Origin of the sequence: Pseudomonas sp. Z4-7 (genome assembly GCF_051131965.1) — a bacterium.
Taxonomy (GTDB): domain Bacteria; phylum Pseudomonadota; class Gammaproteobacteria; order Pseudomonadales; family Pseudomonadaceae; genus Aquipseudomonas.
Map to the genome: position 1 here is coordinate 2527944 of NZ_CP071642.1, position 23172 is coordinate 2551115.

Consider the following 23172-nt stretch of genomic DNA (forward strand, 5'->3'; position numbering starts at 1 on the left):
ATTCCTCTTACCTCAAATGACTCAGCCAGCTACCCAATGATGCGGCAGCAGTAGCTCAATTTCGCTCGCCTGTTGCGTCGGCAGGCGCGTCAGGACATCTTTGAGATATACATACGGATCATGCCCATTCATGCGCGCAGACTGGGTCAAGCTCATGATCGCCGCCGCCCGTTTGCCGCTGCGTACCGATCCCGCAAACAACCAGTTCGAACGCCCAAGTGCCCACGGCCGGATCTGATTCTCGACCGGATTATTGTCGATTGGCACAGCTCCGTCATCAAGGTAGCGCGTCAGCGCTACCCAGCGTTTAAGGCTGTAATCCAAGGTTTGGGCCGTCGCTGATCCGTTGGGCACAAGATCGCGCTGGGTCAACATCCACTCGTGCAGTGCTTTCGCCAATGGTGCTGCTTTTTCTTGCCGTATTCGCCAGCGATCCTCGTCACTCATGTCTCGCGCTTGGCGTTCAACTTCGTACAAGCCGCCGATCGAGTGCAGCGCCTGTTCAGCCAGCTGGCTTTTATTTGCCACGTGCAGATCGAAAAACTTGCGACGGGCGTGAGCAATGCAGCCGATTTCGGTCATGCCTTTTTCGAAACCAGCTTTGTAGCCAGCAAAGTCATCGCACACCAGCTTGCCCTTCCACGAGCCGAGGAAGTTACGCGCATGCTCACCGGCACGGCTCGGACTGAAGTCATAGACCACAGCCTTGAGCACCGAAAACGGTGTGGTGCAGTAAGCCCAGACATAAGCGCGGTGCGTTTTCTTCTGTCCGGGCGCAAGCATCTGCACCGGCGTCTCATCGGCGTGGACAACCTGCTGCGCCAGAACAGCTTCTCGCAAGGCATCAACCAGCGGCTGAAGCTGTACACCGGTTTGCCCACCCCATTGAGCCAGTGTGGAGCGCGGTATCGCCAAACCGGCGCGCCCGAAGATTTTCTCCTGCCTATGCAGTGGCAAATGATCAGCGAACTTCGCCACCATCACATGAGCCAGCAGACCTGCAGTCGGAATGCCCTTGTTGATCACTTGGGCCGGTACCGGCGCCTGGATAAGTGTTTCGCACTGACGGCAGGCCCATTTTCCACGTACATGTTGCTCGACGGTGAACACGCTAGGCGTGTAATCCAGCTTCTCGCTGACGTCCTCGCCGATGCGCTGAAGCTTGCAACCGCAAGTGCACTGAGTGTTTTTTGGTTCGTGATGAATGACGGTGCGTGGAAACTGCGGTGGCAGCGGTGCACGCTTTGGTTTTTGGCGCACCACTTCTGGAGCGGGAGCCGGCTGGAGTGCCGTCAGCTCATCGTCGATAGCCTCAAGATCAGTGTTAAGCAGATCGTCGAGCAAGCTGCCTTGCTCAGGGCTGATCTGCTCGCTGCGCTTGGCAAACCTGTGCCGCTTGAGGATCGCGATCTCGTGAGTCAGCTGTTCGATGATGGTTTGCGATGGATCTTCCTGCCCATGGTGTCGACCTTCGACATCAACTGCGCAGCGAGGGCGCGCAGTTGGTCGGGGGGCATTTGGTCGAGGTTGGGCAAGGAAGTCATGCGGTGGATTTTACCAAAGCAGACCGCCTACGGCAGCAGACCGAGACGTTAATTACCACCTTTTTAAAGGATCGTGATTGCGCCACCAGCGCCCACGCGCTGCCACGGCAAACCAAGTATTAAGGCCTGAAGTTGCTCGGTATCCAGTTCCAGCTCGCTACCTTGTCGAATACCTGGCCATTGAAACTTGCCCTGGTTCAACCGGCGTGCCACCAACCAAACACCAATCCCGTCGTGAACCAGCACTTTCAATCCGATTGGCCCGTCGATTGGCAAATAGATAAGCGCAGTGCGGCTTCGCCGCACCAAATGCCGTAATGACTCTGGCCAGCGCGGTCTCGGTACCAGCACGCATATCCATGGGCTCGGTGGCGAGCCAGATGGCGTCGATGCGGATCATCGCAACAGGTCTCGAAGAAAGGTCGCGCAGACAGCAGCACTTCCAGTTGGCCAGTTTATTTTAACGTGCCGCGTGGGTGCTCGATCTCAACGCAGATATTCGATGACGCTGCATGCGAACCTGCTTCGGCCAACGGCATGGGTAATGGAATAAATGCAGGTTGCAGCGCCGTGCTGTTCTGCGTTTGCAGGCGAATCCATTTGTGGACGAGGTTTGCATTGAGGCTATGGCTGAGCGCGATGCTGGCAATCGAAGCGCCGGGCTGGGCACACTCTTGAATGACCTGGGCTTTGAAGGACTTGGAATAGGAACGGCGTTTTGGCTGCATGAAATACCCGCTTAAAAGGCTAGAACTGGTGCCCACTTAAATTTAAGTGCACACCATGTCCTGGCTTTGCGGGGCTGGGTAGATGACTTGGCCGGACGCTTACGCTGGGAATTCAAGCAGTGCTGAACTGGGTTGCCACCTCTTTCAGTCTGTTGCTCATCTTTAGCTCGCCCGCACACCTGAAAGCTAAGATCGTAACCCTTAGACTTTCAGTCCCAGAGCCACCGTGCTGATCGACGGCATGGCGTGCTCCACTCAAATCTACCTATGCATTCAGATGAATGGAGCTTAGGCTGGAGCTAGGGTTATCAAGACTATGCTAGGATTAGATAGCGTAGATAACTGGTGAGGAGATTTCCATGAGCGTTACAGAGCAGTCGGGCGTCTCCACCTTGGTCGGTACGCCTAAGGAGGCTCGGGCTAGCTTAAGCCGCTCGCATGCGGACCGAGTGCTGGTCGTGTCTTTTGATCAGGTCAACCTCAGCGTATTTGAGGCCTTGGCGGAAAACTTCGCCAACGTGGCCTCCTCAATGTATGAGGTGCTGCAGGAGCGTCAGGACCCTAAGTCGCTCGAGCGACTGGCCGAGGTGTTTGTGACACGTAAGCCGCCTTCGCCTCGCCTGCTCAAGGAAGCGGCAATGCTGGTCCAAGCCCGCAAAGCGGTGTTGGAAAGCGGTGACTGGCTGACCGCCGCGGATATCGCCCAGGTTGCACAGTTGAGTACACGAAACCCGAGTGCCCAGCCCAACAAATGGAAAAAGCAGGGGCAGATCTTTGCCATCAGTCACGGTGGGGTCGATTATTTCCCGGGTTACGGCTTGGATCCGGATGCGGGCTATCGGCCGTTCAAGGCATTAGCCAAAGTCATTGAGGCTTTCGCTGGCCACAAGGACGGCTGGGGTATGGCTTACTGGTTCCGCTCAGATAACAGTTTTCTGGGCGGCAAAAGGCCCCAGGACTTGCTGGCGTCGGCGCCTGATCGGGTGATTGCTGCCGCACTGGATGAGATCCAGGGCATTGTCCATGGCTAAGCAGCGTACCGAGACCAGTGAGGGTAGGGCGACGCCTCCCACGGATTTGGCGGCGTCCGTTACCCCAGCGCCTGCGGCTACGTTGCACGTCACTTTTACCGTGATCGCCAAAGGCGATGTACTTCATCGTGTGCACCAGGATACGTATCAGCCTGATCAATTCAATCCTGGTGTGCACGGCAACGCACGCTTCAGCCCGATCCAGGATGATCAGGGGCGGGCGATTCCCACCTTGTATGGAGGCACGACAGTCGATTGCGCCTTGATGGAGACCGTCTTCCACGACGTTCCCCATACGGCTGGGTTTAAGAGCTTCGACAAAGGCAAGCTGACTCGACAGGTGCATTCTGCCGTCCAGGTTAGCCAACCGCTGCACCTGGTTGATCTGTCCAGCGTGCCCCTGCGGAAACTGGGCATCACTCGCAAACAACTGATCGACACTGAAAAAGATCAATACCCTGCGACGCGCAAATGGGCCGAGGCAATCCACCGTCAGTGTCCAGATGCCCAAGGGCTGTCTTGGGTGTCGCGACAAGATGATTTGGCACGTGCGGTGGTGCTCTTTGGTGACCGGATTCCTGACGGCGCACTCCATCCGCAGGGGGCGTCACGCAGCTTGACCGGCGACTCGACTATATTCGACACGGTGCTCAATCTGGCAGAGCGGATTGGGGTCGTTATCATCGCGGGAAAAAGCTGAGTCAAAATGACCGAACAGTGGCCCCTGGAATCCGCTCTCTGAGGCTGGAATTGCCATTCCCTCAGTCATTAGATCTTGCCGGAAACGGCGAGTTTTTCAATGGGGGTATTAATGGTAATTTCCGTACAAGTTTCACGTAGTGTCTATCGCCAGACTCGTTTCGCGTATATCCCAAGGAAGGGGAGGTGCCTGCCACAGAGCGCAGCAACAACGGTGGCTGGTTCCGTGCTGGCCTAGAAATGCGGAGCTCGTTATGGACGTCAACCCGATGTTAAATGATGAACTGGTGAGCCGGCTGGAAGAGAAAATTCCAGCCATGGCGAAAGGCGCGATTAAGGCGGCCTATATCAATACGTTGGCGGCCGGACTCAGTGTGATGGAAGTCAGGGATGGCATGCTCGTTGAAACAACGGCCGATGGCCTGCACACGGTTATTCGGATGGCCAAGCCCAAGCATAAGGTAGCTTCGGGCAGGATTATCAAGGTGCGCCACCTTTCATAGCGAGAGGTTGAGCGCTGTATCTTAACGACGTCGCCGCGGGGGGGGGCGGGAAAGAGTGTAGGGCGGACGGAGACGCTAACTCTGTATTGTTGATATTTCTTTAGGGGACACGATAGAAACTGCAATAATATGTAAATTAATGCTATGCAAAGCGAACGCCAGTGCAGAGACGCTCGCTTTACGAGCGTGGTTATTTCCTTGGTTTTGCAACACTCAATGGGTAGACGCCATAACGACCATTTACTGGGTAATAATCACCTTTCGGGTTTTTTGATACAAAGAAAAGATAAGATTTTCCGGCCTCGCAACAGTTGGGTTGGGCTTCAGGGATCGTTCCATTGTATGCGATTTTGATGTTATCCGAGGGGTTGCTTTTTAGCACCTCTATCGGCTGAGTAATGGCTAAGTCGTAGCCAAAATCCTGGTTTTTTTTTGAGATTTAGTGACAAATCTAATGAATACGAGATCCGATGAGGAAACTTTATCCTCAAGCGACATTTTCTTTAGCTCCAAGCAAAAAGCAGAGCTCGTCATAAAGCTCATTGCTGCAAAGGCTGTACTGACTGATATAATTTTAGATATTCATATTTCACTCCCTGTGGCCAAGATCTTGAGCCCTTAAAGGCTCTTTCTTTATCTCGGCTCTGACTTTGTTCTCATTGGAAACTGCATTGCCTGTGTCGGAGCCAACCATTCTTGGAATCGCATGCCCAACCATCTCGTGCATTAATGCGCCTCCTTGATCTGGGTTTACGCTTCCTCCATCTTGTGCTCCACAACTTGTTATTTCTTTGCCGACAACGACAAGATGGGCAGATCCGACGCCAAATGAAGTAGTTGCAGCGCCTCCATAATCTGAAATACTAACATCTCTTCCCTCTTGGGCGCTATACAATGAATCAGCAAGCTTAATGTATACGGAGTTCTTGCTCGCGATTGCTTGTTCCAGCCTAGCGCTATAATATTTTGAGCCTCCAGAAGGGTTGTTGTCTCCGGTAACCTCTAGTCGGTTGGAACTATTAAAGCCAAATATTTTTGATGTGTGGCTATTAATCATGCTTGCAATGATTTTATTATTTCGGCTATCGGCAGATACCGCTTCTCTACCATCTGATCATGGAGCGGGCGTCTGGATCGGTCAGTGAGGCCTGTTTATCCGGCGATTCGTTGAGCTGGATTTCGATCGCTTTAAGCTCTTTCATTTGCGTCTTCAGCTTGGCAATTTTCTCCTCCAGCCGCACGGTGCTGGGCTCGGAGGCTGTTGGCTCTTGCCATCGGCGGCATCGAGTGCTGTCAGGTAACGGTTGATGCTCGATTCAATTTCTTCCGTTCGCCGCTTCAGTTTGGCGCTGGTGAAATTGCGGTCGCGGTTGTTGACTGCTTTGAATTTACTGCCATCGATGGCGACCAGATGTTCTCCGAACAGTCCCAACTGCTGACAGAGCACAACGAACTGGCGACAGACGCCTCGAATGGCCTTGCTGTTGTCTTTTCGGAAGTTGGCGATGGTCTTGAAATCCGGCATCAAATGCCCGGTCAACCACATCAGCTCGACGTTGCGTTGAGCTTCCCGCTCCAGGCGTCGGCTTGACTGGATGCGGTTGAGATCCGTAGATGTAGATCTTCAACAAGACCGAGGGATTGTAAGCAGGTCGGCCAGTGTCGGCTGGAATGGCACCTTCAAAACCCAGACCCTCTTCGCTGGGCGCGGAGCTCGAAGAGGTTAAGGCTAAACACAAGCGTACGACGTCATGGTTTGCAACGCAGATGGTCAGAGTAGGCCGAGTCGAGTTGACCGTAGTTCATTGCGGGAAGGGGTTCACAACCTCCTTTACGATTCTAATCGCTCATTGGCATTTGGGATCCGGTCGGCCTTCCATCGAACGCTGGCATCGGATCAACCTGAACGCTGCTAGCTAGTAGGGCGGCCCATGCATCACAAGCGAGTTGGTGACGCGCTGCCGCTTCGGCCCAGCGAACGCCCGAAACCTCTCCTGCTGTCACTAGCATCATGAGATGATTCGTTGCTGCATCGACATCCAACAAATGCCTATGCGCTCTGAAGCGGAAATCATCATTGGTGCTCATCGGAGTACTCCACCTAGGATGGGCAGCCATTCCCTTTAGAATCCTGCTTGGAAGTATCGCATACCGCTTTTCATCTGATGAGCCTAATTTTGCCCCCAAATCAAGCAAACGGACGGCCGGAGGATATGGCTTTTTTCGGGATGCAGCTGGCTGAGCCTAGTCCCATCTTCGGTGGGTTCACCGCTGTGTTGCTTCCACCCACTTGCACTCACGGGAGCTCATTCGATGGAAGGTATGGAGCGATTCAGGGAAGAAAGAGTAATTAGCAGCTTGCTTGGCAGAGGTGGCATAAACCCGGTTCTGCCATCTCCTTTCTCTTAATTCATGCGGTAAAAAATAACCCTAACTCGAATGGCACTTACTTAACCTTCTTTGGGTGTCCATTCTTCCTGACCTCGGCCCTTGCTGATCGACGTGTTTTCATCAGCGTGGGGTAAGGCTTGGGCCTTCGTTTTATAGCGCGCGGCTCAATCCTGCCAGGACGTTGACCGACCCGTTTCTGAGCAATCAGCTCAAGCAAATTCAGCAGCCGATCCTTTGCTCTTGAGCCCCATACTGCCTCAACGCCAGGCACAGCTGAAGGCAATGCTTGAAGCTCAGTTCGCGAGGCAGACAGTCGGCTAGCAGAGCTGATTTCGTCATGAGCATCCGTATCAGGTTGTGGGCCAGCAAGTAGACCCACAACTCTTTGACGGCCATGCCCGGTGTCTTGCAGCTCAGTACCTCAAGCCCCAGGGTAGTCTTGAGGTTGCGCGGATCCAATTCCACATGCCATCGGTCCTTGAACAGTGATTTGAGGGCGCTTTTGGCACCTGCTGTGGGCAATTCAAAGTAGTGACCAGGATTTTCCCACCGGCCTTCAACTCACGTACTGTCAGCGTTTCAGGTGCCTCGTCGTAATAGGCCTGACTCATCCAGGACGGCTTTGCCTTGGGCTTTTTCAACTCAACCAAATGATCTTCCGACCCCAAGGGCTTTCCCAACTGAAAGTCCGTGCTACGCCGTCGAGCGCCATATTGTTCGAACACCCCGTCCACGCCTCGATGTTGCAATTCACACAACAAAAAGTAGGTTGCGTAGTAGGCATCGCCCAGCACAATGTCACCTCGTTCCAGAGTATCGAGCATGGTCCTGAGCAGCGTCTGCTCATCATCTCCTTTACCGCGGAAACGTCCCAACGAGGCATCCAAAACAGCACCGCTGGCGAGGCAAACAATTCCCACCACCCGGCAGATGGGAAAGCTCAGTCCGGCTTTCTGCCCACGAGATTGCGGATAGGCCTCTTGGTTGGCCGGCGTATCCGGCAGGGTAACTGTAGTGCCATCCACGAGGCGCACAGGTCGCCCTTTCCAACGCCACGATGACGGAGCCCGGTTGCTCATCAATGACCCCGTGGAGCGCAACAAGGTTGAAACCATCTCCACCGGCAGCCGCGCTCTGGCTTTGCAGTAAGCACCGGTATGAATGCTGTTGGGTTTCAACCCTTCGCAGGAGCGTTTGATAGACAAATCATTCACGGCATTCTGGCAGGAGCGATCGGCGCTCATCGCCTGGGACAAAAACAGGGACAGTGTTTCGGTCGGGGCGAATAGCCGCTGGCGATGCTTGGGTATCGACGACTCGACACCCCGCAATAGCTCTGGATCGGTGAGCAGCTTGAAGAAAGCATGAGCATTGCTGTTCGTGGCGTGCTGGCGTATACGGTGCTGTTGATGACGGACGATTTGGCGTCTACGATTCACTCGGGCTGTGTCCTTGCTTGATCGGTGTGTGTTCGCAACTATCACCGTAGACCAAGGCCAGCCTTTTTTCATTTTTTGCAGGCGTATCAGCTAGTTAGCCGTTAAGTAAGCGATTTAACCCTAACTCTAATTTCCTTGTAGTCCAGGCGAATGGGGGGCGGGGGTTATATTAGTTGCTACTTATAGAGATCAGCCTGAGTAACGGTAGATAGAGCAGCCGTGCTCATGTTTTTGGCTGTCGCTCGCGGGTATTGCCACTAATGTTGCTTCGATTTACTTTAACCCGGACGGTTTTGCAGCGCTTTGGCCATCGGGACTTGGCGCAGTCGGGCTGCTTGCTTGGTATATCTGGGGAATGTTCGTACCCAAACAATGCGTTAGTTTTGGTAAGCATGCAGTTCGCTGCATGAGTATCAATCGATACGGTGATAGGCGTAAGTACTGAGCAACGTAGTGTGACTAACCTAAGCGCTCGTCAGTCAGAGTGGGCCCGGGTAACTGTCAGTGATATGGAAAAACGTTCAGCTTTTCAGTGTGTAGTATGCAAGCATGACTGGGTGGAAGTAGATCAATACAAGAAGAAAGGAGGTTGTTTTCTAATAGATGCAGGGCGAAAAGACTAAAAAGGTCGAATTGAGCTTAAGTAAATTTTACCTGATAATTCTATAGAGTTAAGTGTGATTGTCGGTGCTTCATTGGTTACGTGCTTATTCGAGCTTCGCAGTTATAGGGGGGGTCGCTAGATTGGTTTTTTATGCTTTCAGCAAGCGTCGTCCATTACATTATAAATTGACACTTAGGCTGTTTCAGGTGGTCGGAACTTAGTGTTGTCGGCCAGCTTGGCATTCATCACTTAGGCCGCCATCTAATTTTTGGCCCCTAGTTTTGCCAGCTCTTGCTTACTGTCCGGCATTTTCTCCGATATTCCATAAAGCGCCACGGACGTTGTTGGCAGCGTCTACAAGCCCTTGCTTTTCCGCTTGTAACGTGAGCTCCATAATGGCGGACTTTAGCCCGAGCTGATTCTCGTTCATTCGTTCCAGCAAGCCTGATAGGGAATATTCATTGGGCATCGGCGTTAGCTCCAATTGGGAGAAACTGAGCATAGCAGCTCCGCCGAAGGTGAGCGGGGCGCAGCTACCGACGCATTTCTGATGATATTGAAGAAGCGGATCGCAACGAACTAGGGCGGTGAGCCGAGCGTCCCTGGTTTCGTTGGGGTAGCCGAACAAAAAAAGCGGACGCATAGCGCTGGTCGGTCTAGCATTAAGTGACGAGCCGCACACCACCCAGCATAATGCTACGGAAGTCGAATCGACTTGTTTCACTGCGTAGTGATATCATTTGGCCTTCAGTTGGCAGGGTTAGGCTCAGCTAGCGTTCATATAATCACAGCTCCTGCGTCGCTAGCGAACGCCAACCGCGCCACACTTGGAGAGGGAATTGTTAAGACATCGCGTTGCGACGACTAAGGCAGCTTTGATCGCTGTATCGGCTCTGCTGGTTACAGTGGTTCCTATGTGGGTGGCTCTTGATACATGGCTTGATCACGAGCTAGCCATGGTGGAACAAGCGGCTGGCAACGATGCCTCGAATTTAACAATAGCATTTGAAGAGCACGTTCAGAGCGTGGTTCGTTATGCTGACGCTTTGCTCCTAGATATACGTGAAGACGTCCTAGAGGATCCTGAAGGGCTAGATGAGGTAGTTAAGGAGGAGCTGGAAGTCTATGGGGACATGTTTGCGCAGGTCGCAATAATAAGAGCGGATGGACAACTGGTATACTCCTCGTTGGGTCCCATATCTGAAGAAATAAATCTAAGCTCCCGTGAGCATTTTCAGGTGCACCGGAATAACCCTTCTCAAGATAAGCTTTTTATTAGTAAGCCGGTGCTTGGCAAGATTTCTGGTGTTTGGTCTATACAATTCACCAGACCAATACTGTCTCTGAATGGATTCGCCGGGGTTATCGTTCTGTCAATTCCCATAAAATTCTTCACGGATTTTTATGAGAAAATAAACATCGGTCAGAATGGTCTTATAGCACTGGTCGGATTGGATAGAGTACCTCGGGCTGCTGCGTCGAAGAATCTTTTGAATGTAAAATTGGAAGGGTTAGTTCTTCCAAAGGATAAGCTATATTTTTACGGCTCGAATCCTAGGGAGGGGGTCATCCGGGAGGCGAGCGCATTTACTGCTATGGATAGTTTGGTTGCGTATCGCAGGTTGAAACAAACAGAGTTAATTGTAATGGTTGAACTTTCGCCAGCAGATTACCTCGCCCCCTATGCTGAGCGCAGGGATTTTTTAGTTTACAGTGCGGGGATAAGTTCAGCGCTTCTGGTTGCCTTTGTTGTGTTTGTTTTTTTTGCCACCAAACAGCATTTAGGAAATGCCGCTGCCCTTAAGCAAGCGCATCAGGCTCTCCAGCATCTCGTTAGCGTCGATCTTTTAACAGGGGCAAGGAGCAGGGGAGATTTTTACGAGGCGCTTACCGTAGAATTCAACCGTGCAAAACGACACAATACAGAGCTCAGTTTAATATGGTTTGACCTTGATCATTTCAAGAAAGTGAACGACACATACGGCCATCCGGTTGGTGATGTCGTGCTGAAACAAATAGCGCGTGTTTGTAGTAACGTGCTCCGGGGACACGACGTGTTTGGTCGTCTCGGTGGCGAGGAGTTTGGTGTCATATTGCCCCATACGGATAGTAAGGAGGCCCTCAACGTGGCCGAGAAATTACGTTTAGCTGTAGAGAACACCAGTATCGGTACGGAACGTGGGACGATCCAGGTCACGATAAGTTTAGGTGTTAGTTCTGCTCTGCCTAGTGGAGATAGTCCTGGTCAACTCGTCGTGCGGGCGGATGATGCTCTCTATAGCGCTAAGCGCGCCGGGCGGAACACGGTGGCCGCTGCCCCTGTCAGTCCGCTAAATAAAAATATTGCTTGAGAGATTAATAAGGGGACGCACAGCAGTGAGTAGAGAGTTCATACTCTAGGTCTCCTGTAGGAATTGCGTTGGGTCTGAGATCATCTGGGTAAACGCCTTTTAAAAATAATGCGACCCCGGCCCTTGGTTGCGTTCAGCTTCCGTTTTTTCCTCGACCATTCTGCTAACGCTCTTGAATGCTGTCGTCAGGTCCAGTGTTTTGTCAGCATCCGTGGTGCTGGCCTCTTTACCTATCGGCTAAGCAACAATCGCCGCATCGTCGATTACCTTCGGTGTGCCCAACTGCTTGTCCTGCGCTCTGGCTCGCTCAACCTATGCCATCGTACGGGCTCGACGTTGGCCCGCTCCAATCTTTGCTGCAGCTGCAAGGCACGGTTAGCAGCGCCTTGCCTACTAATTGCCCGGTTTAAATCTCCGCTAGGCATTTCAGTGGCGCACGTAGTTTAGGCTGCTCTTCCGTCTCCTAGTAGCCGACGCCAAGGGAAACGGAGGTGGTATTTTCTCCTTACGGCTCCGATTGCCGCTGGCTTGATTGTTAAGATCGGCCTATATGGGAATGCCATCCGTTCGATTTGGAAAAACTTACACTAAGTAGGTTGCGGCCTCCTGAATCTAGGCTCTTGAATTACCAAGGCGCTCATTTTAGTTGGTTTGCAAATCGTTCTACTGCACTGACGACTTGCTTCGCTCCCTCTTGAATTTGCACAATCACTGAGCCAGCTTGGTTGGCAAGCGCTAAGCCCTGCTCTGCTTGTTGCTTGCCACCGGCCATATCCTGCACGGCTTTATTTACTAAATCTTGATTTCTGCTCACAACGCCAACAATTTCCTCCGTAGCAGCACTGGTGCGCCCCGCCAACTGCCGTACCTCATCCGCGACCACCGCAAAGCCACGTCCTTGCTCACCGGCCCTGGCTGCTTCAATTGCTGCATTCAGCGCTAGAAGATTGGTTTGTTGAGCGATGCTGCCTATTGTCTGCACCATTGAGCTGATCAGATGCGATTGCTTACCCAAGTCCTCAATGCTCAGGGATGCGGACTGCATCTCCACCGATATACGGCGCATAATATCAACCGTTTCCCGGACAACCGACGCGCCTTCTTGAGCGGTAGAATCCGTGTTTTGAGAGACTTCGTAAGCGATACTTGCCGCTTCGTTCACTTCGGACTCTCTATCTACTTGTTCCGTGATGACAGTGGCAAACTTAACGAATTTATATAACTTGTTTTGCTCATCATAAACTGGGTTGTAGGAAGCTTCGAGCCATATTGTGCGCCCGTGACTATCAACCCGCTTAAATCGTCCGGCGACAAACTCGCCCTTATTGAGAGTCTCCCAAAATGCGGCGTAGGCCGGTGACGACGCTTCATCGTGCCCGCAGAATATTCGGTGATGTTTACCTTTAATCTGATCTAGGGTGTAACCCACTGCTCGAAGAAAGGACTCATTCGCCGTGAGGATTATGCCGTTGGGGTCAAATTCAATTATTGCGGTAGATCGCGAAAGCGCCTTTATAAAGGCTTCGTTCTCTCGGGCGAGGTTCATTGAATCTGTTATATCTCTACCGAAAAATTTGATGCTTATTAACTTGCCGGCATCATTTTTTACCGGTTGCCATAATCCCCATAACCATACCAAGCTTCCGTCGGCGTGCAGGTAACGATAATTATCGCTGACCGAGTGCCCCTTGTCCACCGCCTCACGTAAATTTCGGTAGCAAGGTAAGTTCACAACATAACCGGGGACAATCTCTCTTAAAGGGCGTTTGATAGAGGAGCTTTCATACCCCAGCGCCTTTAGAAATTTTGAATTTGCGTCCATGATGTTAAAATTTTCATCAAGTGTGAGAGTTAATGTCTCTTCAGTCAAACCGGTGAGTAGCTGTTGAAGTACTGCTAGATGTTGCTTTGCTTCTTGCAATTCTTGCTTTAGATGATTGTTAAACATTTCAGGCTCCTGAGGATTCGCCGGTCGTTTCCAAGGTATCGGCCTCTGCGACGCTAGCTTGACTGAGGCTAGCCGTGGGGGGACAAATACAAGGGAGACTGAGGAAATTTTCCGATGAGTGGATAGACGGCTACCAATAACGTCTGTCCCGGGTGTGACAGGCAATACTCAACGAGGCTGAGCCAGTGGGTTTGGTCGCCTTTGGCTGAACAATTTCTCAGAGAGTCCAGGCATCCGCTTGTGCTCAGAGGTTAAAGGCTGGCCTGAGCGTTTAATCCCCAGCCCGTTCTATCCTGTATTTGCGATTAATTTCTATTCAAACTCAGCGAGGCGGTAGAAATATCAAGGTGCTTCGATGCGACAGTCCGGTTTTTGCGATTGGCAGCCGAACGCAAGAATCACTGAAATTGACGGTCGGAACTTTAATGCAGAGGTTTGTGGGTTTCTGGAATGGCCACACAATCGGAATGATCCTTCGCTTTTGTTTCGGTTAGCAAACCATTAAGCCTTTTGAAGATTACGCGAGCATCTTAATCGTGCCCCACAGGCGGAGCGATTCGATCAGGCCTTCATACTTTAGCCAAATCAAATGCTAATGGGCGAGTTTCTGGCTATGCGGATTTCGTTGGCAGCAACACGGCCTATCGCACACGGTATGGAATTGAAGACGTGCAATATTAGAAGGTGACGATAGTATATGGCGACGTCGAAGCCGCGTCGTGCTCGTACAGTGTAGCTGGGCTCTGCCACCAGTAATACTGGCGGCCCCAGGAGCGTACAGCGCTTATTAACTCAGAGACTCCCTTATGTTGCATTGCGCATCGGCCAGTCTTTATGGAAGGGCAGGACAAGACGTTTGTCGGCGACGTACACGAAGCGGTAATGCTTGCAAAGCTTTTGCCCAACCCTTCGGGGGAACCAATGAAATTTGTCGATATCAGCATGCCGGTACAGGATAAAGCCGGACGCTTTATCGGCGTACTGGCCACCCACCTTTCCTGGCAATGGCCCGCAGAAATAGGCCGAACCATGTTCGAGCCTCTGAAAAATAGCCTTCCGGGTTTAGAGTTTCTGGTTGTTAGCAAAGACGGGACTGTCCTGCTCGGCCCCAAGCACCTGATCGGCAAGCCAAGTGAGGCCGGCATAGCTCATAACAGTCAGACCCGATGGTCGGTGAATAAATGGCAGGATGGAAAAACCTATGTGGTGGGATCGGCTGAAAGCAAAGGACTTGATGGTTACCCTGGTTTGGGCTGGACTGTTTTAACGCGTCAGCCGGCAGAAGTCGCCTTTGCTGAGGCAAACGGACTCCGCGCAGAAATACTGCTTTGGGGGAGCATGTTGTCCATCGCTGTGATTGGATGGTTTGTGGCTAGTGTCATCACTGGACCGCTAAACCGAATAGCTGAGGCTGCTACGCTTCTCTCCGAAGGGGCCGATGTAGACATTCCGCTGGTGAAGGGGAGTATTGAAGTAGAGAAGCTGAGCATGGTCATTTCGACACTTGGTTGAAAGCCTGACGCAAAAGAAGGGGCAATTGGCGCTCATTAAGGGGGTAGCCTATCGCGATATGGTGACAGGTTTGCCTAATCGCGCCGCGTTGGAAAACTACGTCAAGAATATAGAAAGTGAGCCTGGTCAGCGTCCTGCTTTTGGCGTGTTATGCCTGGATCTGGATGGTTTCAAACCAGTGAACGATCGTTTTGGACATGCCGTTGGGGATGCCCTGCTTCATGCTGTTGGGCTACGGCTCTTAGCAACCGTGCGCGATGGCGACATTGCGGTACGCCACGGCGGTGACGAGTTCGTGCTGCTGCGGTTGAGGGCGGGCGAATCACTGGTAAACGTGCAGAGCGCAGCTCAACGCATCATTATAAAGCTCGCGGAACCGGTCCAGCTAGCAGGCGAGGTGATCAGGGTAGGCTGTAGCATCGGGGGAGCGCTGTGGACCGAGGGCGACCTCGCTGACGCATTGGGTAAGGCCGATGAAGCGTTGTATGGAGCTAAGCGGGTTGCAAATCCCAAGCGCAGTTTCATGAGTCCGCAGGATATAAAAATGCCTTAGCCAGCGAGACTGAGCTGTAAAGGTCTAAGGTAATAGTACTTCGCGTTCGACGATTGATTCCAAAAATACCGTGGCATCGTGAGCCAGATTTTAATGCGCACCTATCTGCCAGGCTTAATCCACAGCGTCCAGCAGTTAATCGTCCAAATCGATGTCTTGTGATAGGAGCTTCCCTACAATGACGACATTCAGTCAGCGTAGGTTCGCGATTAGCTCCCGTAGAACGGCGCTGTGTGAATTAAGCTCCTCTCTCGCAAGCTCGTATTCGTCCACCGCCTTGCTGCGCCCGTTGCATTTGCTGCGCTCCGCCAGCTGGTCCAGCAGCGTTTGCTTTTCATGAAGCGCTCGTATGGCCACCCAAAGAGCATCTTCCATTGTCTTGTTCTGGGATTGGAACAGCGCTGCAGCGGTGTAGCTATGACCGGTATGGCAACGATACCGCGGTGGCGAAGCCCCTATCTCCCACAGTGCGCCCCCGCATTCGGGGCAAGACATTCCTGATGCGGCGCCTACCTGAGATACGTAAGCGGGCGGTGAACACATCTTGCTTTTTATCGTCGTGAGTTGCGGCTCCGGGGTGGGCAAGCAGACCACTCTTCAGGCACGAGAAAATGCCTTAAGATCATCGAAGACTGTAATGGAATATCTCGACTAAAAGGACACGACATTTTATGGAAAACCCCCTTGCTCAAATCAGGGAGCGTTTGAACAATCGCCGATTTACGGTAGCGGGTAACGCCCACGGGCTATCCGGTGCCGGCACAGTATTTCACTACCGTGTCGAAGAAGATTCCATTTGGGGTACTTACCAAGGTGGCCGGATCCGCATGGGTCATCAAGTCGGACGCGTGACTAGCCCCGATACCATTGAGCTTCTTTATCATTGCTTAACTACGGATGGTGAAATTCTTGCTGGCTGGTCTCGTGGCACGGTAGGCGTTGATCACGCAGGACGTACCACTCTGTTGTTCGTATGGGGTTGGTTGTCGGGCGCGACTGGAGGTGGGGAGTCTAGCTACGTTGAGCTTGCCGCGTAGCGGTTAAGCTTTTTGATTACGCTCGCGTCCATCTGTGCGGTAGCAACTCGGAAATCTCACTGGCCTGCTGCGTCGGCAGGCGCGTGAGGACGTCCTTTAAATAGGCATACGGATCATGCCCGTTGAGCCGTGCCGACTGGATCAAGCTCATGAGCGCCGCAGCCCGTTTTCCGCTGCGTAGCGATCCGGCGAAGAGCCGGTTCTTGCGGCCAAGAGCCCATGGTCGGATCTGATTCTCTGCCCAATTATTATCAATGGGTACGGCCCCGTCATCGAGGTAGCGTGACAGCGCTGCCCAGCGTTTCAGGCTGTAATCGAGTGCTCTGCTGATAGCCGAACCTTTGGGCACAACATCACGCTGGGCGATCATCCAGGCATGCAGCCTATCCATCACGGGTACGGCTTTTTCTTGCCGTATTCGGCATCGTAAATCCGGCTCCAGATCGCGTAGTTCGCTCTCGATTTCGTATAGCAACTGGATATAACGCAGGGCCTGCTCGGCGAGCTGGCTTTTGTTCGTGGTGTGCAGTTCGAAGAACTTGCGTCGCGCATGGGCCATGCAGCCGATTTCGGTAACACCAAGTTCGAAACTGGCTTTTGTAGCCGCCAAAATCATCGCAGACCAACTTACCTTTCCAGCCTTGCAGGAAGTTGCGAGCATGCTCACCAGCGCGGCTGGGGCTGAAGACGTAGACGACAGCGGCTGTTTCGCAGAATTGGCTGGTGGCGTAAGCCCAAACATAACAACGGTGGGTTTTCTTCGAGCCAGGAGCAAGCATTTGTACGGGTGTTTCATCCGCGTGCACGACCTGCTGCCCGATCACTACGTCACGCAGGGCATCGACCAGGGGCTGCAACTGCAGGCCCGTAACGCCCACCCATTGAGCCAAAGTCGAGCGTGGAATCGCCAAGCCGGCGCGACCAAAAATCGATTCCTGACGGTAAAGCGGAAGATGATAAGCGAACTTCGCGGTCATGACGTGGGCAAGTAATCCGGCAGTCGGGATGCCCTTGTCGATGACCTACGCCGGTACGGGTGCCTGGATCAGCGTTTCGCAGTCATCGCAAACCCACTTGCCACGAATATGGCGTTCAACGGTAAACACGCCCGGCGTGTAGTCCAGCTTTTCGCTGACATCTTCACCGATGCGCTTGAGTGCGCAGCCGCATGGGCAGTGGGTGTTGTCCGGTTCGTGGTGGATCAGCGTGCGTGGGAACTCTGACGGCAATGCCGCGCGCTTGGGCTTTTGCTTTTTCTCGGTCGCTGCTGGCGCTATTTGCAAGGCTTGAAGCTCGGCCTCAATCGCCGCGATATCGGTATCGATCAGGTCATCCAGCAGGCTGGCCTGCTCAGGATTCATCTGCTCGCTGCGCTTGGCAAACTTCAAACGCTTGAGCTGTGCGATCTCGTGGGTCAGCTTCTCGATCACCGTTTGATCGCGGTTGATCTTCTTGCCCATGGTCTCGACTTGCGACAGCAACTGCGCAGCGAATGCACGCAGTTGGTCGGGAGTCATTTGGTCGAGATTGGGCGAGGACGTCATGCCGTGGATTTTACCAAAGCAGGCCACTTGCGACAGTCAGCCAAGACGCTAATTACAGTTTTTTAAAGCAGCGTAATTGCACCGCCGGCTCCAACACGTTGCCAAGGTAGCCCGAGCACTAAGGCCTGAAGTTGTTCGGTATCCAACTGCATTTCGCTGCCTTGTCGAAGGCTTGGCCAGTGAAACTTGCCCTGGTTCAAGCGACGTGCGGCCAACCAAACACCAATCCCATCGTGTACCAGCACTTTCATGCGATTGGCCCGGCGATTGGCAAACAAATAAGCGCAGTGCGGCTTCGCCGCACCGAAGACCGCAATCACCCTGGCCAGTGCGGTCTCAGTACCAGCGCGCATGTCCATGGGCTCGGTGGCGAGCCAGATGGAGTCGATGCGGATCATCGCAGCAGATCTCGCAGAAAGATGGCACAGGCATCGGCGCTTTCGGTCGGCCAGTTCACTTTCATGGTGCCGCGCGGGAGTGGGATTTCGAGGCAGATAGTCGATGACGCGGCTTGCGAATTTGCTCCGGCTAACTGCAAGGGCAGCGGAATGAAAGCAGATTGCAGTGCCATGGCTTTCTGCGTTTGCACTCGAATCCGTTTATGGACGAGGTTCGCGTTGAGGCTGTGGCTCAGCGCAACGCTGGCAATCGAGGCCCCGGGCTGGGAACAGTCTTGAATGACCTGGGCCTTGAAGGACTTGGAGTAAGAACGGCGTTGTGGCTGCATGAAAGACCCGCTTAAAAGGCTAGAAATGGTGTCCACTTAAAGGTGGACACCATCGCCTTTGGCGTCAGGGTCAGGAAGGTGTGTTGTAAGCGTCCTGGGAAGTCACATTGCGATGGCCTAGTTGCAACCCTTTTAGGGTGAGGTCACTGCCTCGTCCACACCATAGTCTGAACAGTAATATGCGGATGACTTTCCAATGGCTCCCATTCATCCAGGAAGACAAACCCCTGTTTCAAATAGAAGCTTGAGGCTCTAACGTTTTCAGGAGAGACATCCAGAAAAACGCTGTCAAAACCACTCTCAATGGATCGAGCCTTTACGATATCCACCAGTTCTTTTGCGATGCCAGACCCCCGAGCTGCGGGCTCAACCCACATCCCAATCAAATTGAAGCGCTCTGACTCACTGACTGCGGCACCGACCATCCCGACAGGCCTGCCTTCCTCGAACGCCAGCCAGAACTCGGTTCCCGTAGATGAGGCTCTTTGTTTCCACTGGTCGCAGTCATAGTCAGCAGCAGTCTTGTAACTGACGCCAAAGGCTGTTGGCGTATCCAGAAGCGCGGCAAGCCTGACGCGCTTGAGTAGCATCCAGTCGTTCTCGCTTGTTGCTCGAATTCGCATATCTGTCCTTAGTATCGTTTGTCCGTGAGGGTAATCGTCCAACTTTTGGGGTGCAGACCAAATTAGGTGGACACCATTGCCTCTGGCGTCGGGGTCAGCAAGGTGAGTTGGCCGGACGCTTACGGTGTGTTGGCCGGACGCATATAAAACATCCGGCTTCGGCTTGGTCATTGCTGGCGTCGGCGTGGTCTCCGGCGATATCGGTACCAGTGCTCTCTATATACTGAAAGAGGTCTTTTCCGGTCACTTTGGTATACAAGCTAATCACGGCGGGGTGCTGGGCATCGCTCAGAGCGTATTACTTAGTGTCCGGATGAGGTTGCGCGAGGCTTCGCGTTGCAGGTATTGGCTATGGAAACCTGGCACAGTGCAAAGGCGATTACAGATGCGATCGGCTACGACAGTTCTAGGGAGTCGCTCTGGTGGGCAGCGATCAGCTAGGAGCAATCGTCGCTGATCCCCCTGAGGGTGCTGATTGATTGCGTCACTCACGTGGTGCGAAAAAAGTCTGGGTCTAGTACAAGCTCGCGGAGCGGCTTCAAACGGTTTTCTGCGTCCTTGGCTTGGGAACGGGAACGCTCGGCATCTTTCTTAGAACCTTGCGCTTCTGCCAGGTCGCCCATTTGACGAAGCAGCATAATTCTTTCTTCAACCGCCCTGAGCGCGTCCCAGAGCCCGGTATCAATCGCGGCGTTAACTTCAGCGATTAGGGTCTTGATCGAAAACGCATGGCCCGTATGGCAGCGAAACCTGACAATCGATCCTTCTTCTATCTGCACCAAAACTCCATGACAATCGGGGCATGTATAGCTCGAAATATTCCCTATACTCATGACGCCAGCTTCCAAGCCGTTGCCATTTTCACTGATGCTCGTCTCGATCAGATGGCGCTCGTTTAAGGGCCTTGTGGCCAGTTGCTTGATCGGCAATCTAACCCGCGTTGCTATCTGATTCGCCAGCTCAGTGAGCGTGCCTACAAAGTCTGTTTCGACGTGCTCTATTGCACTACGGGGCATGGAATCATAAGTAGCTTCAGAAGGATCCTGCACGAGTGCCGTACCGTTTTTGTCCTTTATCGCCCAAAGTCCCGCTGTTCCGTCGTCCAGCGCTCCGGTCAGTATCACTCCGATCACCCTGGAGTCATAAGCCACCGACGCTGAGCGAAAGAGTACATCGATAGCCGGACGAACTCTGCATTCCTTCGGTCCGCGAGTAAGGCGGACCCCCTCCTTCGTCACAAGCAGATGGTGATCAGCGCTGGCGACGTAGACGGTTGAGGTTTTGAGCGGTTGATTGGCTTGGACCGAAATGACCTTCATGCTGGTTTCACGAGCAAGTATCCTGCCTAGCTCACTCGGCGAGTGCGGAGGAATATGTAGCACTACCAAAAAAGCCGCTGGCAAGTCAGAGGGTAAGGAGCGAAATAGACTCCTTAATGCTTCGACTCCACCGGCGGAAGCCCCAATAACGATAATATTCCGACAGTGGCTATCGAGTTGCATAGATACACACCTCCCTCTCTAAAAGCGAAACGCAAGATTACGAGCCGCACCATGATCAAAGGTTTAGCTCCTAACAAATGGGTGAGCGTTCGATTGACGCGCGACTAGCGATCAGTGTTTCTTCCGAAATACGGCCCTCGCCTGGTCCCAGGCTTTTTTGCCTTCAAGGCATTTCGCATCAGCTGCTGCGCGCGCGTTTTGAAACGCGATCATGGCTTCAGGCGAATCTGTGGCATGGGTTAGCAGTTCATAAGCGATCGCGTTGAGACGATCAGCCTCTCGAAACAGCTCGTTTGTGCGGTCGGTGGCTTCATGCCAAGCGGAAATAATGGCGTTATTTCTCATGATCGTCCTCGCGTGTCATCCGGTCTTTAAATGGAAAGAGAGGAGCGCCTTTTAGTTTTTTGGAGCTTACGTTTATGGACGCAATTTTTGCTTGGTGCAAATGAATTCGGATGGCGGCGGGCGTCAAGGTCGTGGGCGTGCTGCAAGTATTGACCGCCCCACGCATGATCGTGTCCCAATCGATGAGCGCGATCCCGACCATCGAGCTAGAGGACAACGCCGCTTGGGAGTTGCTGATCCAACTGGTTCAGAAGGGGGGCCATCCACTGATTGCCAAGCGCTTCGGCCATACCCTGGAACAGGAGGAAACGCACCTGGCCGGTGCGCAACTTCATCAAGCAAGATCTTCTTGCGTAAGTGAGCTGAGCCTTGCTTACCACATGGCGCCACCCTAGTTTATCCGGGGTGGGACCACTGGCTCGAACTTCTAAAGGACAACCGCCCGTGAGTGAAACCTACTTGAAAATGAACTGAAAACCTGGCGGCTGTTGCTCGAAGACGACGCCTATCGTCCGGAGTTTCCCGAGGATTACCACGCCAGATGATTCGGCGCGCCGATGAACGGCTGTTGCAGGAGTTCATCAGGCTGGACCGCTGTTTCGAGTTGCTCGCGGACATGACAGCGAAGGGGGGCGGGCGACACGACTTTGACGTCCGCGGCATTGCTCATCAGGAATAATCTCAGCTCCTGAGTGTCGGGCAATTCACACCGCAGCAACCATCTGTTTGTGTGTCGGTCATGGTCTTTCCCCTGGAGAGGACCCAGCATGAGGCCAACGGGCACAATACGCTCCGCCAATCTTGCTCTCTTGAGCGCCCCGTCCGGTCGTTATTTACCGGCCAGTGACAAGCCGTGCGTTACGTCTTGGCCGGCGAGTCGACCAGCCTCCAAGCCCCCAGGAAATAAAACACGCCACCGGCAACAATGAAGAGGGCGAGCATGTAGAAGATGCAGTGAGGCGGTTGCGTCGCCAATACCAGGCCACACAGCACCGGTCCGGAGGCGGCGCCGAGGTTGCCAAGATTTTGCGCAGCGTAGTACATGCCTCGCAAGTGGTCGGGCGCGATGTTGTCGATGAACATGTATTCAGCGGGGAGGACGATGATCTCTCCGAGCGTGAACACCGCCATGGCAATCACCCAGAGCACGAGGGTATCGGCCAGGGCAAAGCCGGCCAACCCAAGGATGAACAGACTCAGCCCCGCCGCCAGCCACAGGTTCAGATGATGTTGAGAGACTCTTCGGCCAATGGCGTATTCCAGGCTGATCACCATCAGCGCATTGGTCGTCACAATGGCGCTGATGGTGCGATAGGTGAACTCTGCTGATGTCGTGACCACCAGGTACTGTGAGAGATAGGCCGTGAACTGGCCGAAGACCACCGCGCTGAGCAGACCGCCGAGGGTGAAGCACACTAAGCGGTAATCCCGGAGCAGAAGCTTGCCTACGGCCAGGAAAGGCACAGGTTTGTAGCTCACATCAACGACCGTCAGGCCTCTGTCGCCCCAGACGAAATAGACCAGGCAGAATCCGGCGCCCAGCATGCCGGACAACAGGAATGGCAAGCTGATGTCCAGCTTGGCCATGCCCGCCCCCAGAAACGGCCCAACGGCATAACCGATGTTGGTCAGCGTGTATTTGATTGCGAACGCTTCGCTGCGCTCGGCGATTGCAAGCACGCTGCCAAACCTTGCCTTGACCGCGATGTCGATGACGGCATAAGCCAGGTTGACCAGTATCAGGCAACCATAGAACAGCCAGAGCTCGCGAGCCAGAAACGTCCCGAGAAACCCCACCGTGAACAGTGCGCTGCATCCCAGGATGAGTCGGTGGCTGGGCATGTTGTCCACCAGGAAGCCGCCGTAGAGGCTCAACAGGGAACCGATGATCAATGTGCTGCCTATCACCCGATGTCGGCGACGTTCAATCCAAAGCTGTCCGACAGGTAGATGACCAGATAGGGCAGCGTGATTGCCCGGGCCAGCGTCAAGATGAGTGACGCTGAAAGCAGCAAATTGACTGACGTGGGATAGCGTTTAAGGGTGGTGAGCATCCTTGCCTCATTCGAGCGGAATTTCATGCACAGCGTT

The 23172-nt window shown here is 53.3% G+C and carries 23 protein-coding genes and 6 pseudogenes; 10 read left to right on the forward strand and 19 right to left on the reverse strand.

Annotated features, from left to right (window positions below):
* Positions 1 to 21: 21 nt before the first annotated feature.
* Positions 22 to 1544 (reverse strand): annotated as a pseudogene (tnpC, locus tag J3P91_RS11605) (IS66 family transposase).
* Here tnpC (J3P91_RS11605) and J3P91_RS11610 point away from each other — a divergent pair.
* On the forward strand, positions 1443 to 1667 hold the full coding sequence (locus tag J3P91_RS11610; protein ID WP_434605257.1) for a hypothetical protein: 225 nt from the start codon (positions 1443 to 1445) through the stop codon (positions 1665 to 1667). The pseudogene tnpC (J3P91_RS11605) and the gene J3P91_RS11610 sit on opposite strands and share 102 nt — an antisense overlap.
* Here J3P91_RS11610 and tnpB (J3P91_RS11615) read toward each other — a convergent pair.
* From tnpB (J3P91_RS11615) to tnpA (J3P91_RS11625), 3 genes are read right to left on the reverse strand one after another with little or no spacing between them, the layout of a single operon-like run.
* Positions 1608 to 1790: an IS66 family insertion sequence element accessory protein TnpB gene (gene tnpB, locus J3P91_RS11615; RefSeq protein WP_434604246.1), complete on the reverse strand. Its 183-nt coding sequence runs from the start codon at positions 1788 to 1790 to the stop codon at positions 1608 to 1610. The two genes, J3P91_RS11610 and tnpB (J3P91_RS11615), sit on opposite strands and share 60 nt — an antisense overlap.
* Complete coding sequence (gene tnpB / locus J3P91_RS11620) at positions 1702 to 1944, reverse strand: IS66 family insertion sequence element accessory protein TnpB (RefSeq protein WP_434604248.1); 243 nt, start codon at positions 1942 to 1944, stop codon at positions 1702 to 1704. The genes tnpB (J3P91_RS11615) and tnpB (J3P91_RS11620) overlap by 89 nt, the downstream gene beginning before the upstream one ends.
* A gap of 55 nt (positions 1945 to 1999) precedes the next feature.
* Positions 2000 to 2272 carry an IS66-like element accessory protein TnpA gene (gene tnpA, locus J3P91_RS11625; RefSeq protein ID WP_434604250.1) on the reverse strand — a complete coding sequence of 91 codons (273 nt, stop codon included), beginning with the start codon at positions 2270 to 2272 and terminating at the stop codon, positions 2000 to 2002.
* A 359-nt stretch (positions 2273 to 2631) separates the two neighbouring features.
* Here tnpA (J3P91_RS11625) and J3P91_RS11630 point away from each other — a divergent pair, with 359 nt between their 5' ends.
* The 3 genes from J3P91_RS11630 to J3P91_RS11640 all read left to right on the forward strand — a co-directional run bounded on the left by J3P91_RS11630 (position 2632) and on the right by J3P91_RS11640 (position 4505).
* Positions 2632 to 3303, forward strand: coding sequence for a hypothetical protein (locus J3P91_RS11630; RefSeq protein ID WP_434604252.1), 672 nt, complete (start codon positions 2632 to 2634; stop codon positions 3301 to 3303).
* Positions 3296 to 4003 (forward strand): RES family NAD+ phosphorylase, encoded by a 708-nt coding sequence (locus tag J3P91_RS11635; RefSeq protein ID WP_434604254.1) that lies wholly within the window; start codon positions 3296 to 3298, stop codon positions 4001 to 4003. The genes J3P91_RS11630 and J3P91_RS11635 overlap by 8 nt, the downstream gene beginning before the upstream one ends.
* 253 nt (positions 4004 to 4256) lie before the next feature.
* Entirely contained in the window at positions 4257 to 4505 is a 249-nt protein-coding gene (locus J3P91_RS11640) for a hypothetical protein (RefSeq protein ID WP_434604256.1), read from the forward strand.
* A 589-nt stretch (positions 4506 to 5094) separates the two neighbouring features.
* Here J3P91_RS11640 and J3P91_RS11645 read toward each other — a convergent pair.
* The 5 genes and pseudogenes from J3P91_RS11645 to J3P91_RS11665 form a co-directional block, all read right to left on the reverse strand.
* Positions 5095 to 5562 (reverse strand): hypothetical protein, encoded by a 468-nt coding sequence (locus J3P91_RS11645; protein WP_434604258.1) that lies wholly within the window; start codon positions 5560 to 5562, stop codon positions 5095 to 5097.
* A 55-nt stretch (positions 5563 to 5617) separates the two neighbouring features.
* Positions 5618 to 6196, reverse strand: a pseudogene (locus J3P91_RS11650) (transposase); the annotation flags it as partial.
* Positions 6197 to 6344: 148 nt separating this feature from the next.
* On the reverse strand, positions 6345 to 6593 hold the full coding sequence (locus tag J3P91_RS11655) for a hypothetical protein (protein WP_434604261.1): 249 nt from the start codon (positions 6591 to 6593) through the stop codon (positions 6345 to 6347).
* A 358-nt stretch (positions 6594 to 6951) separates the two neighbouring features.
* Positions 6952 to 8335 (reverse strand): annotated as a pseudogene (locus J3P91_RS11660) (IS4 family transposase).
* 899 nt (positions 8336 to 9234) lie between these two features.
* On the reverse strand, positions 9235 to 9441 hold the full coding sequence (locus tag J3P91_RS11665) for a hypothetical protein (RefSeq protein ID WP_434604264.1): 207 nt from the start codon (positions 9439 to 9441) through the stop codon (positions 9235 to 9237).
* Positions 9442 to 9778: 337 nt separating this feature from the next.
* Between J3P91_RS11665 and J3P91_RS11670 the strand changes: the two genes are divergently transcribed.
* Positions 9779 to 11290: a sensor domain-containing diguanylate cyclase gene (locus tag J3P91_RS11670; RefSeq protein WP_434604267.1), complete on the forward strand. Its 1512-nt coding sequence runs from the start codon at positions 9779 to 9781 to the stop codon at positions 11288 to 11290.
* Positions 11291 to 11927: 637 nt separating this feature from the next.
* Here J3P91_RS11670 and J3P91_RS11675 read toward each other — a convergent pair.
* Together J3P91_RS11675 and J3P91_RS11680 are read right to left on the reverse strand one after the other, a co-directional pair.
* Positions 11928 to 12452 (reverse strand): methyl-accepting chemotaxis protein, encoded by a 525-nt coding sequence (locus J3P91_RS11675; RefSeq protein ID WP_434605086.1) that lies wholly within the window; start codon positions 12450 to 12452, stop codon positions 11928 to 11930.
* Between the two features lie 63 nt (positions 12453 to 12515).
* Positions 12516 to 13238, reverse strand: a pseudogene (locus tag J3P91_RS11680) (PAS domain-containing protein); the annotation flags it as partial.
* Positions 13239 to 14072: 834 nt separating this feature from the next.
* Between J3P91_RS11680 and J3P91_RS11685 the strand changes: the two are divergent.
* From J3P91_RS11685 to J3P91_RS11695, 3 genes are all read left to right on the forward strand, one after another.
* Positions 14073 to 14750, forward strand: a complete 678-nt coding sequence (locus tag J3P91_RS11685) for a hypothetical protein (RefSeq protein ID WP_434604269.1) — start codon at positions 14073 to 14075, stop codon at positions 14748 to 14750.
* Positions 14743 to 15303: a GGDEF domain-containing protein gene (locus tag J3P91_RS11690; protein ID WP_434604271.1), complete on the forward strand. Its 561-nt coding sequence runs from the start codon at positions 14743 to 14745 to the stop codon at positions 15301 to 15303. The genes J3P91_RS11685 and J3P91_RS11690 overlap by 8 nt, the downstream gene beginning before the upstream one ends.
* A gap of 671 nt (positions 15304 to 15974) precedes the next feature.
* Entirely contained in the window at positions 15975 to 16340 is a 366-nt protein-coding gene (locus J3P91_RS11695; protein WP_434604274.1) for a hypothetical protein, read from the forward strand.
* Positions 16341 to 16356: 16 nt separating this feature from the next.
* On the opposite strand, the pseudogene tnpC (J3P91_RS11700) reads toward J3P91_RS11695, so the two are convergent.
* The 4 genes and pseudogenes from tnpC (J3P91_RS11700) to J3P91_RS11715 all read right to left on the reverse strand — a co-directional run bounded on the left by tnpC (J3P91_RS11700) (position 16357) and on the right by J3P91_RS11715 (position 19234).
* Positions 16357 to 17884, reverse strand: a pseudogene (gene tnpC, locus J3P91_RS11700) (IS66 family transposase).
* Between the two features lie 62 nt (positions 17885 to 17946).
* A complete protein-coding gene (tnpB, locus tag J3P91_RS11705) occupies positions 17947 to 18282 on the reverse strand; it encodes an IS66 family insertion sequence element accessory protein TnpB (RefSeq protein WP_434604276.1) in 336 nt (111 codons plus the stop codon).
* The gene (gene tnpA, locus J3P91_RS11710; protein WP_434604277.1) at positions 18279 to 18611 is read right to left on the reverse strand and encodes an IS66-like element accessory protein TnpA; all 333 of its coding nucleotides are present in this window, start codon (positions 18609 to 18611) and stop codon (positions 18279 to 18281) included. The genes tnpB (J3P91_RS11705) and tnpA (J3P91_RS11710) overlap by 4 nt, the downstream gene beginning before the upstream one ends.
* A gap of 143 nt (positions 18612 to 18754) precedes the next feature.
* A complete protein-coding gene (locus J3P91_RS11715; protein ID WP_434604280.1) occupies positions 18755 to 19234 on the reverse strand; it encodes a GNAT family N-acetyltransferase in 480 nt (159 codons plus the stop codon).
* A 184-nt stretch (positions 19235 to 19418) separates the two neighbouring features.
* On the opposite strand from J3P91_RS11715, the gene J3P91_RS11720 reads away from it, so the two are divergent.
* The gene (locus tag J3P91_RS11720; protein ID WP_434605088.1) at positions 19419 to 19691 is read left to right on the forward strand and encodes a hypothetical protein; all 273 of its coding nucleotides are present in this window, start codon (positions 19419 to 19421) and stop codon (positions 19689 to 19691) included.
* A gap of 31 nt (positions 19692 to 19722) precedes the next feature.
* On the opposite strand, the gene J3P91_RS11725 is transcribed toward J3P91_RS11720, so the two are convergent.
* Complete coding sequence (locus tag J3P91_RS11725; protein ID WP_434604282.1) at positions 19723 to 20736, reverse strand: chemotaxis protein CheB; 1014 nt, start codon at positions 20734 to 20736, stop codon at positions 19723 to 19725.
* Between the two features lie 111 nt (positions 20737 to 20847).
* Entirely contained in the window at positions 20848 to 21081 is a 234-nt protein-coding gene (locus J3P91_RS11730; protein ID WP_434575618.1) for a hypothetical protein, read from the reverse strand.
* Between the two features lie 110 nt (positions 21082 to 21191).
* Here J3P91_RS11730 and J3P91_RS11735 point away from each other — a divergent pair, with 110 nt between their 5' ends.
* Positions 21192 to 21476: a hypothetical protein gene (locus tag J3P91_RS11735; protein ID WP_434575620.1), complete on the forward strand. Its 285-nt coding sequence runs from the start codon at positions 21192 to 21194 to the stop codon at positions 21474 to 21476.
* Positions 21477 to 21610: 134 nt separating this feature from the next.
* Here J3P91_RS11735 and J3P91_RS11740 read toward each other — a convergent pair whose 3' ends face one another.
* Together J3P91_RS11740 and J3P91_RS11745 are read right to left on the reverse strand one after the other, a co-directional pair.
* Positions 21611 to 21850, reverse strand: coding sequence for a WYL domain-containing protein (locus J3P91_RS11740; protein WP_434605090.1), 240 nt, complete (start codon positions 21848 to 21850; stop codon positions 21611 to 21613).
* 89 nt (positions 21851 to 21939) lie between these two features.
* Positions 21940 to 23135: pseudogene (locus J3P91_RS11745) on the reverse strand (MFS transporter).
* Positions 23136 to 23172 lie beyond the last annotated feature (37 nt).

Coding starts and splice junctions, on each gene's coding strand:
- J3P91_RS11610 (WP_434605257.1), top strand. CDS start 1,443: ATGGATCTTCCTGCCCATGGTGTCGACCTTCGACATCAACTGCGCAGC.
- tnpB (WP_434604248.1), bottom strand. CDS start 1,944: ATGATCCGCATCGACGCCATCTGGCTCGCCACCGAGCCCATGGATATG.
- tnpA (WP_434604250.1), bottom strand. CDS start 2,272: ATGCAGCCAAAACGCCGTTCCTATTCCAAGTCCTTCAAAGCCCAGGTC.
- J3P91_RS11630 (WP_434604252.1), top strand. CDS start 2,632: ATGAGCGTTACAGAGCAGTCGGGCGTCTCCACCTTGGTCGGTACGCCT.
- J3P91_RS11635 (WP_434604254.1), top strand. CDS start 3,296: ATGGCTAAGCAGCGTACCGAGACCAGTGAGGGTAGGGCGACGCCTCCC.
- J3P91_RS11640 (WP_434604256.1), top strand. CDS start 4,257: ATGGACGTCAACCCGATGTTAAATGATGAACTGGTGAGCCGGCTGGAA.
- J3P91_RS11645 (WP_434604258.1), bottom strand. CDS start 5,562: ATGATTAATAGCCACACATCAAAAATATTTGGCTTTAATAGTTCCAAC.
- J3P91_RS11655 (WP_434604261.1), bottom strand. CDS start 6,593: ATGAGCACCAATGATGATTTCCGCTTCAGAGCGCATAGGCATTTGTTG.
- J3P91_RS11665 (WP_434604264.1), bottom strand. CDS start 9,441: ATGCTCAGTTTCTCCCAATTGGAGCTAACGCCGATGCCCAATGAATAT.
- J3P91_RS11685 (WP_434604269.1), top strand. CDS start 14,073: ATGGAAGGGCAGGACAAGACGTTTGTCGGCGACGTACACGAAGCGGTA.
- J3P91_RS11695 (WP_434604274.1), top strand. CDS start 15,975: ATGGAAAACCCCCTTGCTCAAATCAGGGAGCGTTTGAACAATCGCCGA.
- tnpB (WP_434604276.1), bottom strand. CDS start 18,282: ATGATCCGCATCGACTCCATCTGGCTCGCCACCGAGCCCATGGACATG.
- tnpA (WP_434604277.1), bottom strand. CDS start 18,611: ATGCAGCCACAACGCCGTTCTTACTCCAAGTCCTTCAAGGCCCAGGTC.
- J3P91_RS11715 (WP_434604280.1), bottom strand. CDS start 19,234: ATGCGAATTCGAGCAACAAGCGAGAACGACTGGATGCTACTCAAGCGC.
- J3P91_RS11725 (WP_434604282.1), bottom strand. CDS start 20,736: ATGCAACTCGATAGCCACTGTCGGAATATTATCGTTATTGGGGCTTCC.
- J3P91_RS11730 (WP_434575618.1), bottom strand. CDS start 21,081: ATGAGAAATAACGCCATTATTTCCGCTTGGCATGAAGCCACCGACCGC.
- J3P91_RS11735 (WP_434575620.1), top strand. CDS start 21,192: ATGGCGGCGGGCGTCAAGGTCGTGGGCGTGCTGCAAGTATTGACCGCC.
- J3P91_RS11740 (WP_434605090.1), bottom strand. CDS start 21,850: ATGCTGGGTCCTCTCCAGGGGAAAGACCATGACCGACACACAAACAGA.